Consider the following 16,110-nt stretch of genomic DNA (forward strand, 5'->3'; position numbering starts at 1 on the left):
ACCTAGGCTGGAGACGGCCTTTTCCACCGAACGAAAGTTGCCCTCGTGTCCCAGAAGATCTATGCCGACATCACCAAAGCTGTTGGTGGAACCCCGCTCGTCAAACTCAATCGTTTGACCGCCGGCCTCGGCGCGACTGTGCTAGCGAAGCTTGAATTTTACAACCCTTCCAGCAGTGTGAAGGACCGCATCGGCGTGGCGATCATCAACGCGGCGGAGCAGGACGGTTCACTCCAGCCCGGCGGAACCATCGTCGAAGCGACCAGTGGCAACACGGGCATCGCGCTCGCCATGGTCGGCGCCGCCCGCGGTTATGCGGTCATTCTGGCCATGCCCGAAACAATGAGCAAGGAACGCCGCGTCATGATGCGGGCGTACGGCGCCGAGATCGTACTGACCTCCGGTGCCGATGGCATGCGCGGAGCGGTCGAGAAGGCCGCCGAGATCGTCGCCAACACGCCGGGTGCCGTACTGGCCAGCCAGTTCACGAACCCGGCCAACCCGGCCATTCACCGAGCGACCACCGGGGTCGAGATCTGGGACGACACCGAGGGCACGGTCGACATTCTCGTCGCGGGCATCGGTACCGGCGGGACCCTCTCGGGCACTGGCGGCTACCTCAAGGAGCGGAAGCCGGGTCTCAAGGTCGTCGGTGTCGAGCCGATCGACTCTCCCATTCTCACGGGCGGCAAGCCTGGCCCGCACAAGATTCAGGGCCTCGGCGCCAACTTCGTGCCGGAAACCCTCAACCGCGGTATCTACGATTCGATCACCGACGTGACCCTGGCCGACTCGCTCTCCACGGCCCGCGCACTTGGCACGGACGAGGGCATCCTCGGCGGAATCTCCGGCGGCGCCGCCGTCTGGGCAGCGCTCGAGCAGGCCAAGCTGCCCGAGAACGAGGGCAAGACGATCGTCGTCATCATTCCCGGGTTCGGTGAGCGCTACATCTCGACCGTGCTCTACGAAGACCTGCTGGACTAAGCGAAATTCGACTGCCCGCTATGAATCCTTTTGCCCGTATCCGGGAAGATGTCGCGGCGGCGCGCACCCACGATCCCGCCGCGCGCAGCAACACCGAGGTGTTTCTTGCCTACAGTGGGCTGCACGCGGTGTGGTCGTACCGGATCGCTAACCGCCTCTGGCGGACCGGGCTGCAGCTGCCGGCCCGCTTGGTGTCGCAACTGGCGCGATTCCTGACCGGGATTGAGATTCATCCGGGGGCGACCATCGGACGGCGCTTGTTCATCGATCACGGCATGGGCGTCGTGATCGGTGAAACGGCAGTGCTCGGTGACGATGTCATGCTGTACCACGCCGTAACGCTGGGCGGCAAGAGCCGTCACGGGCATGCTCGTGGGGTGCGACGGCATCCGCATCTGGAAGACGGCGTCACCGTCGGCTCCGGCGCCAAGGTGCTCGGTCCGATCACCATCGGCGCCTGGAGCACCGTCGGCTCGAACGCCGTCGTGACCAAGACCGCCCCGCCGCGTTCGCTGCTCGTGGGCGTTCCCGCAACGATACGGCCACAAACCCCGGAAACGGCCGAGTCTGCCCGCGGAGGCACCCTCGAACCGGAATACTACCTCTAACCCGTCGCGAACGGGTCTGCCGCTGCCGCCCCACCGGCGCGAGGCTACTCGGGGTCGCCGAGCTCGGCCAGGCGGGTTTCCTCGTCGGCGTGGATGCACGAGTCGATGACGGGGCCGAGGGCACCATTCATGACGGCATCCAGGTTGTAGGCCTTGTAACCGGTGCGGTGATCGGCGATGCGGTTCTCCGGAAAGTTGTACGTGCGAATGCGCTCTGAGCGATCCATCGTACGAATCTGCCCCTTGCGCACGAGACTCGCTGCCGCATCGATCTCTTCCTGCTGCCGGGCCAGGACTCGGGCCCGCAATACGCGCATGCCGGCTTCCTTGTTCTGCAGCTGCGACTTCTCGTTCTGCATCGCGACCACGATTCCGGTGGGAAGGTGGGTGATGCGTACGGCGGAGTCGGTGGTATTGACCGACTGGCCGCCCGGGCCGCTCGAGCGGTATACGTCGATCTTGAGGTCGTTCGGGTGCAGTTCGACCTCTTCGGGCTCATCAACCTCGGGGAAGACCAGAACGCCGGCGGCCGAGGTGTGGATGCGTCCCTGCGACTCGGTGGCCGGCACGCGCTGGACGCGATGCACGCCGCCCTCATACTTCAGGTGCGCCCACACGCCCTCGGCCGGATCGCTCGAATTGCCCTTGATCGCGAGCTGAATATCTTTGATGCCGCCGAGATCACTCGAGGTCTGCTCGATGATCTCGGTTTTCCAGCGCTTCGACTCGGCGTAGTGCAGGTACATGCGCAGCAGATCGGCGGCGAACAGTGCCGATTCGGCACCGCCCTCCCCCATCTTGATCTCCATGATCACGTCGCGGGCGTCGAGTTCGTCACGCGGAATCAGCAGTCGTCGCAGCTTCTCAGCCGACACCTCAAGCTGTTCCACGAGGTCTGGAATCTCCTCGGCGAAGGCAGCATCCTCGTCGGCGAGCTCACGAGCGGCCTCGAGGTTGTCGTCAACCTCTTTCCACTCGTGGTACGCCGCGATGATGCGGCTCAGCTCGGCGTAGCGCCGGTTGACCTTCTTCGAACGGACCGGATTGGCGTGCAGCTCCGGATCCGCCAACTGCGACTGCAGGTCGTCGTGCTCGGCCAGCAGCGTGAGGACGGATTCGAACATTACTTGTCCTTGTCTGACCCGTTCAGGGTCGGCATCGACTTCTGAACCTGCATGAGGAATTCAACGTTCGACGAGGTCTCCTTGAGACGGCCGAGGATGAGTTCGAGTGCCTGCTGCTGTTCGAGCCCGGCGAGGGCGCGGCGCAGCTTCCAGGTGACCTTGACTTCATCGGCGCTCATCAGCATTTCTTCGCGGCGGGTGCCCGATGCGTTCACGTCGACGGCGGGGAAGATGCGCTTGTCAGCCAGCTGGCGCGACAGGCGAAGTTCCATGTTGCCGGTGCCCTTGAACTCCTCGAAGATGACTTCGTCCATTTTTGAACCGGTCTCGACGAGCGCGGAGGCGAGGATGGTGAGTGAGCCACCGTTCTCGATGTTGCGCGCCGCGCCGAAGAAGCGCTTCGGCGGATACAGAGCGGATGCGTCGACGCCGCCGGAGAGGATACGACCGGAGGCTGGCGCCACCAGGTTGTAGGCGCGGCCGAGGCGGGTGATCGAGTCGAGCAGCACGACGACATCGTGACCCAGTTCGACCAGACGCTTGGCGCGCTCGATGGCGAGTTCGGCGACCGTGGTGTGGTCTTCGGCGGGGCGATCGAAGGTGGAGGCGATGACCTCACCCTTCACCGTGCGCTGCATGTCGGTGACCTCTTCGGGGCGCTCATCGACCAGAACGACCATGAGGTGTACCTCGGGGTTGTTGGTGGCGATGGCGTTGGCGATCTGCTGCATGACGATGGTCTTGCCGGCCTTGGGCGGCGCGACGATTAGGCCGCGCTGGCCCTTGCCAATCGGGGCGACGAGGTCGATGATGCGCTGGGTGAGTTTGCCCGGCTCGGTCTCGAGGCGCAGGCGTTCCGTCGGGTACAGCGGGGTGAGCTTGTGGAAGTCGACGCGGGCCTGGGCCTCCTCAACGGTCTGGCCGTTGATCGAGTCGACCTTGACGATGGCGTTGTACTTCTGGCGGCCGGACTGGTCGCCCTCGTGCGGCTGGCGGATGGATCCGACGACGGCGTCACCCTTGCGCAGGTTGTACTTCTTGACCTGGCCGAGTGACACGTAGACGTCGCTCGCGCCGGGCAGGTAGCCGGAGGTGCGCACGAACGCGTAGTTGTCGAGCACGTCGAGGATGCCGGCAACGGGAATGAGAACGTCGTCGTCGTTGACCTCGGGTTCGAAGTCGTCACCCTGGTTCGGGCCGCGACGCTTGCGGTCACGATACCGGTTGCGGTTGCCGCGGCCGTTCAGATCGTCGTCGAGCTGGTTGCGGTCGGGACCCTGGTTGCGGTCGGGACCCTGGTTGCGGTCCTGGCCCTGATTGCGATCCTGGCCGCGGTCGTTCTGGCCCTGATTGCGTTCCTGGCCGCGGTCGCCCTGGCCCTGGTTGCGCTCGGCCTGCGCCTGTGCACGCTCCTGGTTGCGTTCCTGGTTTCGCTCGTTGCGAGCCTGGCGCTGGCTTTGCGCCCGCGTCATTCCCTCATCGTTGGTGCCGTTCTGGTTGCGGTCGTTCTGGTTATTCTGGTTGTTCTGGTTGTTCTGGCTGTTCTGGCTGTTCTGGCGATCGGTGGCCGGAGCCTGATCGCCCTGGCTGCGGTCAGCGCCCTGCGCCCGCTCAGCACCACGGCTGCGGCTACGGCTGCGGCCTTGGCGGGGTGCGCCGGAGTCGGTCGAGTCCTCCGTCGATTCGGCGGGTGCGTCAGTCAGGGTCTCCGAAGCGTCAACGACGGCAAACTCGGCGGCCACGTCATCATCAGACACGGCGGGCGACTCGGCGGGCGTTTCAGCGGAAGGGCGCTGCGATGAGGCACGACGGGACGGGCGGCGGGCGGCCGGTGCGTTCTCGGCGGGTGCCTCAGCAGGTGCCCCGACGGGTGTTTCGACGGGCACATCACCGGAATCGGAGACCACGATGGCAACGTCGTCAATGTGCGTGGTCGCCACTTGCACGCGCTTACGCGTTTGACGAACCGGCTTGTCGATAATTGGTGCGACGTCGGTGGAGGCGTTGTCTGCAGCGGATGCCGCAGCATCCGCCGTTGCAGAATCAGTGCTGGAAGTCACCGCATTGGAAACCGCCGCGCCCCGAGCGTTGCGGGCGATGCGGGACCCGGCGGCGGGAGCGTCCGGCAGAATGATGCCAAATCCGGTACTGGCGTCGGCATTGACGTGGGACTTGGCGGGAGCGGCCGTGCTGGTACTGGCACGACGCGGTGCTCGCTTGCGCGGGGCGGTTTCGAGAGCCTCGGCGAGGCTCTCGATCGGTGCGCTCTCGGGTACGACGGCAACCGGGGCAGCATCAACCCGAGCAGTATCAACTACGTGCGCAGCTTCGACGGAAGCAGCGCCGCTGGCACCTGTCTGAGCCGTGGTAATTGCGGCCACGAGTTCTCCTTTACGAAGTTTGGAAGCGCCGGAGATCCCCAGATCAAGGGCCAGAGCCTGAAGCTCGGACACGCGAAGAGTACTCAGGCGGGGAAGATCCGAGCCAGTGGCGCGGAGGTTGACATCAGTCACGAAGGGGGTTCCTTTCCCCTGCCGAACAAAAATTCAGGCCAGGAGATGTATGCAGCGGCAAATGCGCTGCGGGTGATCCAATCCGACAAGTGGAGGGGATTGGTGTAAAGACACACAGCTACGCACGAAATCGCAATAGCAGTGAGGGAGGGAATGCACCGGAGAAGATGTCGCCGAAGGCGGTTTCTATCGGGTGCGCTTCAACCTTAGCACTCCACCGCCAGCCGGACCGACGCGCGCGGCGCGCCGGTCCGTCGGAACGCTCGCTACGCAGCGCTCTCCTGGGTGAGCGGATGCACGGTGGCACCCTGCACGTCAACGGCGAGCATCAGGGCGCGCCACGGGGTATCTGATTGACTCGCGACAAGTTCGGCCGCCACCAGGCGCTGGCCAGGGTCACTCGCAAGCACGAGAATGGATGGCCCGGCACCGGACACGACGGCCGCGAAGCCGGCGGCGCGCAGCAGAATAATGAGCTTGTTCGTCTCCGGCATCGCGGCGGCGCGGTAGCTCTGGTGCAGCTTGTCCTCGGTCGCGGCGAGCAGCAGCTCCGGGCTCTGAATGAGGGCGGCGATCAGCAATGCGGAACGCGACAGGTTGAAGACGGCATCCTCGTGCGGCACCGAGGCCGGTTGCAGGCTGCGTGCGAGCGCGGTTGACATTTCTTGCTCTGGCACGAACACGAGCGGCTTGACGCCACGATGCACCATGAGCTTCTTGTGACGTGGGCCCTCCGGGGTGGTCCAGGCAATGGTCAATCCGCCAAACAGCGCCGGAGCGACGTTGTCGGGGTGTCCTTCCATCTCGGTGGCGAGCACGAGCAACATTTCGGCATCGATGTCGACGATGCCCTCGAGCAATCCCTTCGCGGCCATGATGCCCGACACGATGGCCGCGCCGGAGGAGCCGAGGCCGCGCCCGTGCGGAATGACGTTGTGCGCCACGATATCGAGTCCGGGCATGGGCTGGCCGACGGCCATGAAGGTGTGGATGATGGCCCGCACGACGAGGTTGCTCTCGTCGGTCGGTACCAGGCCGGCACCGACACCGTGCACCTCGACGAACACACCGGGTTCGGCGCGCACGGTCACCTCGAGCTGGTCGTATTTGGCCAGCGCCAAGCCGAGGGTATCAAAGCCGGGGCCGAGGTTGGCCGTCGTGGCCGGTACCTGCACCGAGACCGCGCGGCCGAGCAGTGAAACGGGGCTGGTCATGCCTTGGCCAGGCCGAGCACGCTCGCGATTTCGGCGGTGTCCACCGGAACGATGGTGGGGGAAACGTCGGAGCCGTCGGCGGTACGCAGCGCCCACTGCGGGTCCTTCAATCCGTGACCGGTGACCGTGATAACCACGGTCGATCCCCGAGGAATGAACCCGGCTTCGGCACGCTCGAGTAGACCAGCCACACCGATCGCGGATGCCGGTTCCACGAAGATCCCGACCTCGGCCGAGAGGATGCGGTGGGCTTCGAGAATTTTCGCATCGGTGATGGCGCCGAAGTAGCCGTCGCTCTGCTCCCGCGCGCTCAGCGCGAGGTCCCACGACGCCGGGTTGCCGATGCGGATGGCGCTCGCAATGGTTTCGGGCTGGTCGACGCGGTGGCCGAGCACGATCGGGGCGCTGCCGGAGGCCTGGAAGCCAAACATGCGCGGCAGCTTCGTGGTGGCGCCGCGCGCGACCTCTTCGCTGTAGCCGCGAAAATACGCGGTGTAGTTGCCGGCGTTGCCGACCGGAACGAATTGAAAGTCGGGGGCGTCGCCGAGTGCCTCGACGACCTCGAAGGCGGCGGTCTTCTGCCCCTCGATGCGGTCGGGGTTGACCGAGTTGACCAGGTGCACCGGATAGTTGGTGGCGAGGTCGCGGGCGATGTCGAGGCAGTCGTCGAAGTTGCCCTGCACCTGCAGCAGCTGCGCGTTGTGGGCGACGGCCTGGCTGAGCTTGCCCATGGCGATCTTGCCCTCAGGCACGAGCACGGCGGCGGTGATGCCAGCGTGGGCGGCATAGGCAGCGGCGGAGGCGCTCGTGTTGCCGGTCGAGGCGCAGATGACGGCTTTCGCGCCGTCTTCCATGGCCTTGGAAATGGCCATGGTCATGCCGCGGTCCTTGAACGACCCGGTCGGGTTCATGCCCTCGAACTTGATCCAGACCTTGGCGCCGGTGCGGGCGGAGAGTGCGGCGGCCGGAATGAGCGGTGTGCCGCCCTCACCCAGGGTGATGATCGGGGTCGCGGCCGAGATGTTCAGTCGGTCGGAGTATTCGTTCAATACCCCGCGCCACTGGCGGCTGACAATCGCGCCGGGCTTGGTCAGGCTGGGACTGGTCTCGCTTGGGCTGAACATCAGACTCCTTCAACTCTCAGTACGGATGCAACGTCGGTGACGACACTGTTGGTAGCCAGGTCCTGCACGGTGGCGGCGAGCGCGGCCTCCGTTGCGTCATGGGTCCCGATGACTAGGGTAGCCGTGGCCGGGCGGGCTGCACGACTCGCCGTTTTGATCACGGCCGGCGTTATGGACTGTTCTACGAGCGCCAACGACACCTTGCGCTGGCCGAATACGCTCGCGATGGTCGCGAGCACCCCGGGCTCGTCGGTGACCTCGAGGGTCACCGCGTACCGGGTGGTGACCCGGCCGATGTCGAAGACGGGCAGGGCGGCATAGCTCGATGCGGCCACTCCCGGCCCACCGGCGACGTGGCGCCTGGCGATCGAGACGACGTCGCCGAGCACGGCCGACGCCGTCTCCACTCCCCCGGCTCCGGCACCGTAGAACATGAGGCTGCCGGCGGATTCCGCCTCGACGAAGACGGCATTGTTGGCTCCATGGACCGCGGCGAGCGGGTGGCTGCGCGGCACCATCGCCGGGTAGACCCGCGCCGATACCCCGTCGACACCGTTCTCGTCGGTGACGCGCTCGCAAATGGCCAACAGTTTCACGACATAGCCGGCCTTGCGGGCCGATTCAATCTGCGCCGCGGTCACCGCGGTGATGCCCTCGCGATAGACGGATGCGAGCGGCACCGTGGTGTGAAACGCCAGACTCGCCAGAATGGCCGCCTTCTGCGCCGCATCGAACCCTCCGATGTCGGCGGTCGGATCGGCCTCCGCGTAGCCGAGCGCGGTCGCCTCGGCCAGCGCGTCTTCGAGACTGGACCCTTCGGTATCCATCCGGTCGAGAATGAAATTGGTAGTGCCGTTGACGATGCCGAGGATTCGCTTGATCTGGTCTCCGGCGAGGCTCTCCCGCAGCGGTCGAACGATGGGAATGGCCCCGGCGACCGCGGCCTCGTAGTTGATCTGCGCGCCGACATGGTTCGCGGCCGCGAACAGTTCGGATCCGTGGAGGGCGAGCAGCGCCTTGTTGGCGGTGACAACATCCGCTCCGGAACTGATCGCGAGCAGGATGTAGCTGCGGGCCGGCTCGATGCCGCCCATCAGTTCGATGACGATATCGGCACCGAGGATGAGTTCCTCGGCGTTGGTCGTGAACAGTTCGCGCGGCAGGTCGACAGAGCGTTCCGCGTTCACATCGCGAACCGCGATGCCGACCAGTTCGAGGGTGGCCCCGACGCGGTTGGCAAGCTCTGGACCCTGCTCGAGCAGCAGGCGCGCTACCTGGCCGCCGACGGATCCGCCGCCGAGGAGGGCGACGCGCAGATTGCGGTATTCGATCTTCACAGTGTTCCCTCGGTGAGTGTTCCCTCGGTGGGTGTTGCTCCGTCGGCGGGCGACCGAACCCCGGTGTCCCGCGCAAGCAGGTCGGCAATCGTCTCGCCGCGCACGAGCATGCGCGCTGATCCGTTCAGTACGGCGACGACCGGCGCGCGTCCCTGATAGTTGTAGTTATTGGACAGCGCCCAGCAGTAGGCGCCGGTGGCCGGCACGGCGAGCAGATCGCCGGGAGTCACATCACCGGGCAGGTAGTCGGAATCGACGACGATGTCGCCGCTCTCGCAGTGTTTGCCGGCGATGCGCACGAGTACCGGCGCACTGCTCGACCTGCGATCGGCCAGGCGCACGGCATAGTCGGCGCCGTAGAGGGCCGGGCGCACGTTGTCGCTCATTCCGCCGTCGACGCTGACATAGAGCCGCGGGTTGCCGGAGACGTCGACGGCCTTGGTCGTGCCGACGCGGTAGAGGCTCACGCCGGCGCGACCGATGATGACGCGGCCGGGTTCGAACGCGACGACCGGCACGGGAATGTTCAGTCGGGTGCACTCGGCGGCGACGATGTCCGCCAGCGCGACGGCCAGTTCGCGAAGCGGGGTGGGTTCGTCGGCGCTCGTGTACGCGATGCCGAAGCCGCCGCCGAGGTTGAGCTCGGGAATCGGGCCATCGGCGAGCAGGGCGGCGTGCACATCGAGCAGCCGGGCAGCCGACTCGGCGAATCCGTCGGCGCCGAAGATCTGCGAGCCGATGTGGCAGTGCAGGCCGACGAAATTGAGCGCCGGTTCGGCGCGAATAAGGGCGACGAGCCTCGGCGCATCGGTGAGCACGATCCCGAATTTCTGGTCTTCGTGGGAGGTGGCCAGAAAATCGTGGGTGTGCGCGTGCACGCCGCTGTTCACGCGCAGGCGCACGTTCTGCACCCGACCATTTCGAGCGGCGGCTTCGGCAACACGGCCAATTTCAACCTCGCTGTCGATCACGATCGTGCCGACACCGACCCGGGTGGCCTGATCCAGTTCGGCGAGTGACTTGTTATTGCCGTGAAAACCGAGCCGGGCCGGATCGGCACCGCCGGCGAGCGCCACGGCCAGTTCGCCGCCGCTGCACACGTCGATGTTCAGGCCGGCGGCGATCATCCAGCGCACCACCTCGGTCGAGAGAAAAGCCTTGCCGGCGTAGTACACCTTGGCGCTGGTACCGATGCGGGCGAACTCGGCCTGGAACACGGCGAGCATCTCCGCGGCGCTCGCGCGGGCATCCGCTTCGTCGATGACGTAGAGCGGGGTGCCGAATTCGGCGGCAAGGGCCGTGGCCGTCACGCCGCCGAGCACGAGCTCGCCGGTGCCGTTGCGGGAAGCCGAGGCGGGCCACAGCCCGGGCGCTAGCTCGTTGGCGTCGGTGGGCAGGAGCAACCAGTCGGGCGCTAGCGGATTTGGTGCAGGTGTCACGGGAGGTACCTCACGAGAGTCGAAGGGGAATCTCAGCGAGCGAACCCGGATTGGTCCCTGAAGCCGGAAAATGGGACAGCCCGGGTGAACGGGCGTGCCAGGCCGTATTCTATCGCCGCAGATGGTGGCGTTCTAATCAGCCGGCGCAGCTGCCGAGGGTGGTCAGTGACTGCGCGGTGAGCCGAAGACTGCTCGACTCCAGCGTAACGCGTGCCCGCTCGGGCGAAATATCGACGCCGCTCAGCTCGACTCCCTCGGGCAGATAGCTCGCAACGCAGACCCCGATCGGCGCCTGCTGCAGGATCAGGTTGACGAGGGGGGTGGCGTCGATGTCGCCGACGCCGCTCGTCACTGTGACCTCGGTGGGCGTGAAGTTGAGGGTGTCGCCGGTGGCGCTGGCCGTGGCGGTGGCGGTGTAACCGACGTTGAAATTGAACAACGCCACCGTGCCGGTGTACGCCACCGTGCCGTCGCCGAGGGTCATCACGGTGTCCGCGGGCGCGGTACCGGAGGCCTGCACGAGCTGGTTGAGGGCGTCTTGGTCGAGGTCGAGCGTCGCGTTGAGCGAGCCGATGGCCTTGGCGGTGTTGGTCGACACGTCACGGGCGATGACATGAACGGAGGCCGGTACGCCGTCGACCGTCAGGGTCGGCGCGGTGAGTTCAATCTGGTCGAAGCTGCCGGTGATGAACTGTGCAATGACGGAAGTGCCGCCGATGGCGACGGTGACGTCACCGGTCACGGAAGCGGGCATCCGGTTGCTGATTTCAGTTTCGGCGCGATCCTGCGCGAACGCGCGCACCCCGCTGTCGACGAGAAAATAGGCGACGACGAGCAGAATCGCGAGTACACCAACGATGATCAGCGGGACGAGGCCGCGACGTTTGGTCCTGGCCATGATTACATGCGCTCCGGTGCGGTGACGCCGACGAGGCCCAGGCCGTTGCGAATCACTTGGCCGGTCGCGTCGTTCAGCCACAGGCGGGTGCGGTGCAGGTCGGTGACCGGTTCGTCGCCGAGCGGAATGACCCGGCAGTTGTCGTACCAGCGGTGGTAGTAGCCGGCGACCTCTTCGATGTAGCGGGCGACGCGGTGGGGCTCGCGCAGTTCGGCGGCCTGGGCGACGACGCGCGGAAATTCCTGCAGCACGCCGAGCAGCGCGGATTCGCTGTCGTGGGTGAGTAATTCCGGGGCGAAGACGGTACGGTCAACGCCGCTCGCGCTCGCGTTACGGGCGACCGAGCAGGTGCGGGCGTGGGCGTACTGCACATAGAAGACGGGGTTGTCGTTGGTGCGTTTGCCCAGCAGGTCGAGGTCGATGTCGAGCTGCGAGTCGCTGTTCGAGCGCACCAAGGCGTAGCGGCCGGCGTCGACACCGACGGCGTCGACGAGGTCGTCGAGGGTGACAATGGTGCCGTTCCGCTTGGACATGCGAACCGGTTCGCCGTCTTTGAGCAGGTTGACCATCTGGCCGATCAGAATCTGCAGGTTCACGCCGGGCTCGTCGCCGAAGGCGGAGACCATTGCCATCATGCGGCCGACGTAGCCATGATGGTCGGCACCGAGCATGATCAGGCACTGGTCGAATCCGCGTTCGCGCTTGTCGAGGTAGTAGCCGAGGTCACCGGAGATGTAGGCCGGTTCGCCATTCGAGCGGATGATCACCCGATCACGATCGTCACCGAATGTGGTCGTGCGCAGCCAGATGGCGCCATCCGCTTCGAAGATGTGCCCCTGCTCGCGCAAGCGTTCGATGGCGCGGTTGACGGCGCCGGATTCGTGCAGGGAATCTTCGTGAAAGTACACGTCGAAGTCCACGCCGAAGCCGTGCAGTTTGTCTTTGATCTCGGTGAACATGAGGTCGACGCCGATCGAGCGGAAGACTTCTTGCTGCTCCTCGCGCGTCAGGGCGGCGACGTCGCCGTCGTACTTGGCGAGCACGTTGGCGGCTATTTCTGCGATGTACGCTCCGCCGTAGCCGTCTTCGGGAGTGGGTTCGTCGAGGTAGCTGGCGAGCACACTGCGGGCGAAGCGGTCGATCTGCGAACCGTGGTCGTTGAAGTAGTACTCCCGGGTCACGGCGGCGCCCTGGGCCGCCAGCACGCGGGCCAGGCTGTCGCCGACCGCGGCCCAGCGCACTCCGCCCATGTGGATCGGACCGGTGGGGTTGGCCGAGACGAATTCGAGGTTGATTTTGAGCCCGTCATACCGGTGTCCGGTGCCGTAGACGGTGCCCTGGTCGACGATGGTTTTGGCGAGTGCGCCCGCTGCCGCCGCCTCGAGGCGAATGTTAATGAAGCCGGGCCCGGCGATTTCAACGGATGCGACGTCTGCCAGCTGTTCGAGACCGGCGGCCAGTTCGGCCGCGATTTCACGCGGGTTGGCGCCGAGGGGTTTGGCGATCTTCAGCGCGATGCTCGAGGCCCAGTCGCCGTGGTCGCGGTTGCGCGGGCGTTCGACGGCGACATCGGCGAGGGTGAGCCCGAGGTCTGCCCCTACCGTGTCAGCCTGACGTCGGCGTTCGCTGACGCCCTGGATGAGGTCGAAAAGGGATTGGGAGAGTTCGGCAGGAGTCACTGCTCGATCGTACCGGCCCGTCCTGTTGGTAAGGTCAACGCGTGACTGATACACGCGTCTACCCCCTATTCACTCGTACCGCAGCGCGTGCCGCTCGGCTTTCCGCGCGCCGACAAGCCGGCCTGGTGCTCGCCGGTGGTGCACTGTTCTCCCTCGTTCTGAGTGGATGCGCCACCGACGACACCCCGATCCCGACGAATTCCGCGGCTGCGACGAGCGGGGCATCCGCTGACCCGACGACCAGCGCGGTCCCCTCGTCGTCTCCGACGCCGACACCGGAAGCGACCGGCTCTCCGATCGCGCAGACCTGTGGTGACCTGCTCACCCTGCAAGATGTCTACGAATTCAACCCGAACTACGGCACGGCGCCCGACTACTCGCCGACCGCCGATGGTCTGGCCACGATCGCACAGACCTACAACGGACTGAGCTGTGGCTGGTCGAATCAGACCAGCGGGGAGCTTGTCGAGGTTTCGGTCGTGGCACCCAACGATGTGTTGATGACCACACTCAAGCAGCAAGCGGATGCCGACAGCCAGCCCGTGCCCACCTACGGCACCCCGCCGACCGTCGACGGGTTCTTCACCGACGCCGGCGGCAACGGCCAGGCTCAGGTCTTCACCGAAACCTACTGGGTCACATTGAGCACCCCCGCCTTCGGCGAGCCCGGCGACGCCGAAGGCCTCATGTCGTCGGTGCTCGGACACCTCGGGTAGCGGATGCTACCGGTGGGTCCTGGCGGCCGAGCCATGATGCTAACCTTGAACCACCCTGGCCCCCATAGCTCAGGGGATAGAGCACTGCCCTCCGGAGGCAGGGGCGGCAGTTCGAATCTGCCTGGGGGCACCGTGTCGCGTGCCACGCCAGTTCGGACTCCTGCCACCCAGTTCGGACACCTCGGCGGTCAGCGCAACTAGGCGTCGCCGTCGCTTGAGGGAGGACTCGGCCTCCTCCTTTCCTCTGAGGAGAATGCGACGAATTTCTTCCCGGACGAGCGAGCCAGCCCTACGATTCCGGTGAGATCGCCAACGTCATGGAGATGCTGCGAACACTTCCTCAAGCGTGACCAATTCGTTTCCGCCAAAGTATTTTTGTACGTCGGCGGGGCATTCCACGGCAGCGATAGACGGTGGCATGTATGAATCAACCCGGTCGCCCACGAACTCGACCTCGATGCTGACGCAGACCAACACGTCGGCAACTCTCGAATTGAATCCGCTTCCGGTGGAGCTCTGCCCCGATGCGGCGTAGCTGACCAGCACCTTCGGATAGGACTGTGATCGATCGACTACCGCCCCGAATGCCGCACCGTGAGCCCAGCCGGGGATCTGTTCATCGGCGTCCTCGCGGATTGTGGCGAATGCCGGCTTGGGCCAGACATCTCCTGTGGACACCGCATCCAAGTAGCTGTCGAGGTTGTGACCAATAGCGCTTTCGACGGCGAGGGCGGAAACCTTCTCTATAGTGATCCGAGCCTCAAACATGGCCTCCTCTCGGATATCCGGGCGCGAGCCTGAGCACGCCGAAAGAGGGAGGATCAGGCACAAAACGAGAGCTCCCTCAATCACCCGTCGCCCTGAATACCACGCCGCCTTTGTGTCCGTGTATGACAATCGATCCCCCTTTTTTGCGGTGATTCACGGCTTGAAGCTGGCCATCTCACCGGAATCGTAAGTGCGGAGCGAACCCCAGTTGGCGCAGCTATGGGTTCGAGGACACGCTCGACTAACGGGAGAAAATCCCTCTCAGAAAGGACATTGCTCCCGCCGGCTGAGGCCGAGTTGATTCGGGCATCGGAGACGTTAAGGCCGCTGATTGATTGGCTGTAAAGGCGGGGGGCTGTAGAGCCTTTGGCGCGGGGATCATGATCCGGGCGAAAACTCCGTCCGCAAACGATGAGTCCTCGATGACCAGCTTCTGTTGCCGGTTGTGAACGATCTTGTAGAGCGTCGACTGGTCAAGTTGCTTCGGGTACAGTCTTCCGACGACGACCTCGCCGACAACGACGTTCAGCTGCTCACCATCGGCGACTACCGTGCATTTGTGGTCGCCCACGCCCAACGCAATGAATTCGCTCTGGTACTTGTTGGTTTGCTGGACATTGACCTTCTCGGCTCGTGGTCCCGCCCGACCCACGCTTAGCGAACGACGATTCGAAGTATTCGTTCCCGACAACCACAGTGGTTCCATTTCGTCCAATGCCCGACCCCTCCCTAGTCCTTTCGATCCTATGTCGTACGGCTACATGCGGCGTGATCCCGAATACCCCATGACGGGGCCGTTTTCGCAGTGTCTGTCCGGGGTAGGTTGGCAATCGTCGCGTCAATTGCGCCTGCCGCAACCCCTAAAACTGCAGTGTCCGGCTATGGCAATTTGTCCGGTATGGCTCGTCAAGTGACACACCGGTTGTCACGTGCCACGCTAGTTCGGACTTCTGCCACATAGCTCGGACAAGCCGTAGCTTTAGTCTTCTGATATGAGCAACTGGCCATAGTCTCGTTCCGTGACGCGATGCCCATATTCCGTTGTCACGGCGGGGAGTTGTGCGTCGGCAAGCCCCCGCGCGCGAGCGGATCGAACTAGGGAATTCGCAAGGTTGCGTTGGTTCTCTGCGCGCGTTCTGTCCTCGCTAGCTGGCGCCGTCGCCCGTCTCGTCACCGGATCGGTCTGGCATTAGCCCTAGGGAGCGTGCCCGACTATAGAAGGCGGCGCGGGATATTCCGAAAGCGCGCGGCCTACGCCGTTGTCTCTACACCTTTGGTGAGCCGGTGGGCATAACCGTCATAGTTTTGGCTGTAGCGTTTAGCACCCGCGGGATTCTATTGATCGAAGCAACACCTACTTTTAGGTGGTTTGAAATGCTTCATCGTTCTTCTTCAGCAGCAGGTGTGCGGTTTCTCGCCTCGATCAAGGAGGGGCGCGGTCTCAAACCCTCCGCCCGCGGCGCCGGCATCGGCAAGGAAGTCGGCTACCGCTGGCTACGAGAGAAATACCTCGACCTGCGTCGCGGCGGGAAGACTCCTGCCGAGTCAACGGCGGCGCTCGGATTCACGACCTCGCGTCTCTTAGCATGGGAGGCGGACGTCGATCGCACTGATGATCGGCATCATCTGAGGGTCGACGTCGACGAGGAGGCAGCATTCTGGGTGTCCTTCGATGCCGGACAGAGCGCCGACCGGGGGGCCAATGC

General features: G+C 64.8%; 13 protein-coding genes, 1 tRNA gene and 1 pseudogene. 6 read left to right on the forward strand and 9 right to left on the reverse strand.

Annotation, left to right across the window (positions count from 1 at the left end):
* The first annotated feature begins 45 nt into the window (after positions 1 to 45).
* The gene (cysK, locus tag E3T50_RS11805; RefSeq protein ID WP_134460121.1) at positions 46 to 984 is read left to right on the forward strand and encodes a cysteine synthase A; all 939 of its coding nucleotides are present in this window, start codon (positions 46 to 48) and stop codon (positions 982 to 984) included.
* Positions 985 to 1,004: 20 nt separating this feature from the next.
* Positions 1,005 to 1,592 (forward strand): serine O-acetyltransferase EpsC, encoded by a 588-nt coding sequence (gene epsC, locus E3T50_RS11810; protein WP_134552091.1) that lies wholly within the window; start codon positions 1,005 to 1,007, stop codon positions 1,590 to 1,592.
* A gap of 44 nt (positions 1,593 to 1,636) precedes the next feature.
* On the opposite strand, the gene prfA is transcribed toward epsC, so the two are convergent.
* The 8 genes from prfA to argS form a co-directional block, all read right to left on the reverse strand.
* On the reverse strand, positions 1,637 to 2,716 hold the full coding sequence (gene prfA / locus E3T50_RS11815) for a peptide chain release factor 1 (protein ID WP_134552093.1): 1,080 nt from the start codon (positions 2,714 to 2,716) through the stop codon (positions 1,637 to 1,639).
* Positions 2,716 to 5,229: a transcription termination factor Rho gene (rho, locus tag E3T50_RS11820; RefSeq protein ID WP_134552095.1), complete on the reverse strand. Its 2,514-nt coding sequence runs from the start codon at positions 5,227 to 5,229 to the stop codon at positions 2,716 to 2,718. The genes prfA and rho overlap by 1 nt, the downstream gene beginning before the upstream one ends.
* Positions 5,230 to 5,495: 266 nt before the next feature.
* Positions 5,496 to 6,443, reverse strand: coding sequence for a homoserine kinase (gene thrB / locus E3T50_RS11825; protein ID WP_134460133.1), 948 nt, complete (start codon positions 6,441 to 6,443; stop codon positions 5,496 to 5,498).
* Complete coding sequence (gene thrC / locus E3T50_RS11830) at positions 6,440 to 7,567, reverse strand: threonine synthase (protein ID WP_134552097.1); 1,128 nt, start codon at positions 7,565 to 7,567, stop codon at positions 6,440 to 6,442. Before thrC ends, thrB begins: the two co-directional genes overlap by 4 nt.
* Positions 7,567 to 8,904 carry a homoserine dehydrogenase gene (locus E3T50_RS11835; protein WP_241990893.1) on the reverse strand — a complete coding sequence of 446 codons (1,338 nt, stop codon included), beginning with the start codon at positions 8,902 to 8,904 and terminating at the stop codon, positions 7,567 to 7,569. Before E3T50_RS11835 ends, thrC begins: the two co-directional genes overlap by 1 nt.
* Positions 8,901 to 10,343, reverse strand: a complete 1,443-nt coding sequence (gene lysA, locus E3T50_RS11840; RefSeq protein ID WP_134552099.1) for a diaminopimelate decarboxylase — start codon at positions 10,341 to 10,343, stop codon at positions 8,901 to 8,903. Before lysA ends, E3T50_RS11835 begins: the two co-directional genes overlap by 4 nt.
* A 136-nt stretch (positions 10,344 to 10,479) precedes the next feature.
* The gene (locus E3T50_RS11845; RefSeq protein ID WP_134552101.1) at positions 10,480 to 11,241 is read right to left on the reverse strand and encodes an LmeA family phospholipid-binding protein; all 762 of its coding nucleotides are present in this window, start codon (positions 11,239 to 11,241) and stop codon (positions 10,480 to 10,482) included.
* A gap of 2 nt (positions 11,242 to 11,243) precedes the next feature.
* Entirely contained in the window at positions 11,244 to 12,920 is a 1,677-nt protein-coding gene (gene argS, locus E3T50_RS11850) for an arginine--tRNA ligase (RefSeq protein WP_134552103.1), read from the reverse strand.
* A 41-nt stretch (positions 12,921 to 12,961) separates the two neighbouring features.
* On the opposite strand from argS, the gene E3T50_RS11855 reads away from it, so the two are divergent.
* Together E3T50_RS11855 and E3T50_RS11860 are read left to right on the forward strand one after the other, a co-directional pair.
* Positions 12,962 to 13,636, forward strand: a complete 675-nt coding sequence (locus E3T50_RS11855) for an iron ABC transporter ATP-binding protein (RefSeq protein ID WP_134552105.1) — start codon at positions 12,962 to 12,964, stop codon at positions 13,634 to 13,636.
* 58 nt (positions 13,637 to 13,694) lie between these two features.
* Positions 13,695 to 13,766 (forward strand) — tRNA-Arg (locus tag E3T50_RS11860).
* A 185-nt stretch (positions 13,767 to 13,951) separates the two neighbouring features.
* On the opposite strand, the gene E3T50_RS11865 is transcribed toward E3T50_RS11860, so the two are convergent.
* Positions 13,952 to 14,467 (reverse strand): hypothetical protein, encoded by a 516-nt coding sequence (locus tag E3T50_RS11865; protein WP_134552107.1) that lies wholly within the window; start codon positions 14,465 to 14,467, stop codon positions 13,952 to 13,954.
* 382 nt (positions 14,468 to 14,849) lie between these two features.
* Between E3T50_RS11865 and E3T50_RS11870 the strand changes: the two genes are divergently transcribed.
* Both E3T50_RS11870 and E3T50_RS11875 read left to right on the forward strand, forming a co-directional pair.
* On the forward strand, positions 14,850 to 15,062 hold the full coding sequence (locus E3T50_RS11870; protein ID WP_134552108.1) for a hypothetical protein: 213 nt from the start codon (positions 14,850 to 14,852) through the stop codon (positions 15,060 to 15,062).
* Between the two features lie 716 nt (positions 15,063 to 15,778).
* Positions 15,779 to 16,110, forward strand: a pseudogene (locus tag E3T50_RS11875) (IS30 family transposase); the annotation flags it as partial.

Source organism: Cryobacterium gelidum (genome assembly GCF_004403985.1).
Taxonomy (GTDB): Bacteria; Actinomycetota; Actinomycetes; order Actinomycetales; family Microbacteriaceae; genus Cryobacterium; species Cryobacterium gelidum.

What these genes read in the sequence shown, in the direction of transcription:
- epsC (WP_134552091.1), top strand. Translation starts at nt 1,005, where the DNA reads ATGAATCCTTTTGCCCGTATCCGGGAAGATGTCGCGGCGGCGCGCACC.
- prfA (WP_134552093.1), bottom strand. Translation starts at nt 2,716, where the DNA reads ATGTTCGAATCCGTCCTCACGCTGCTGGCCGAGCACGACGACCTGCAG.
- thrB (WP_134460133.1), bottom strand. Translation starts at nt 6,443, where the DNA reads ATGACCAGCCCCGTTTCACTGCTCGGCCGCGCGGTCTCGGTGCAGGTA.
- thrC (WP_134552097.1), bottom strand. Translation starts at nt 7,567, where the DNA reads ATGTTCAGCCCAAGCGAGACCAGTCCCAGCCTGACCAAGCCCGGCGCG.
- E3T50_RS11845 (WP_134552101.1), bottom strand. Translation starts at nt 11,241, where the DNA reads ATGGCCAGGACCAAACGTCGCGGCCTCGTCCCGCTGATCATCGTTGGT.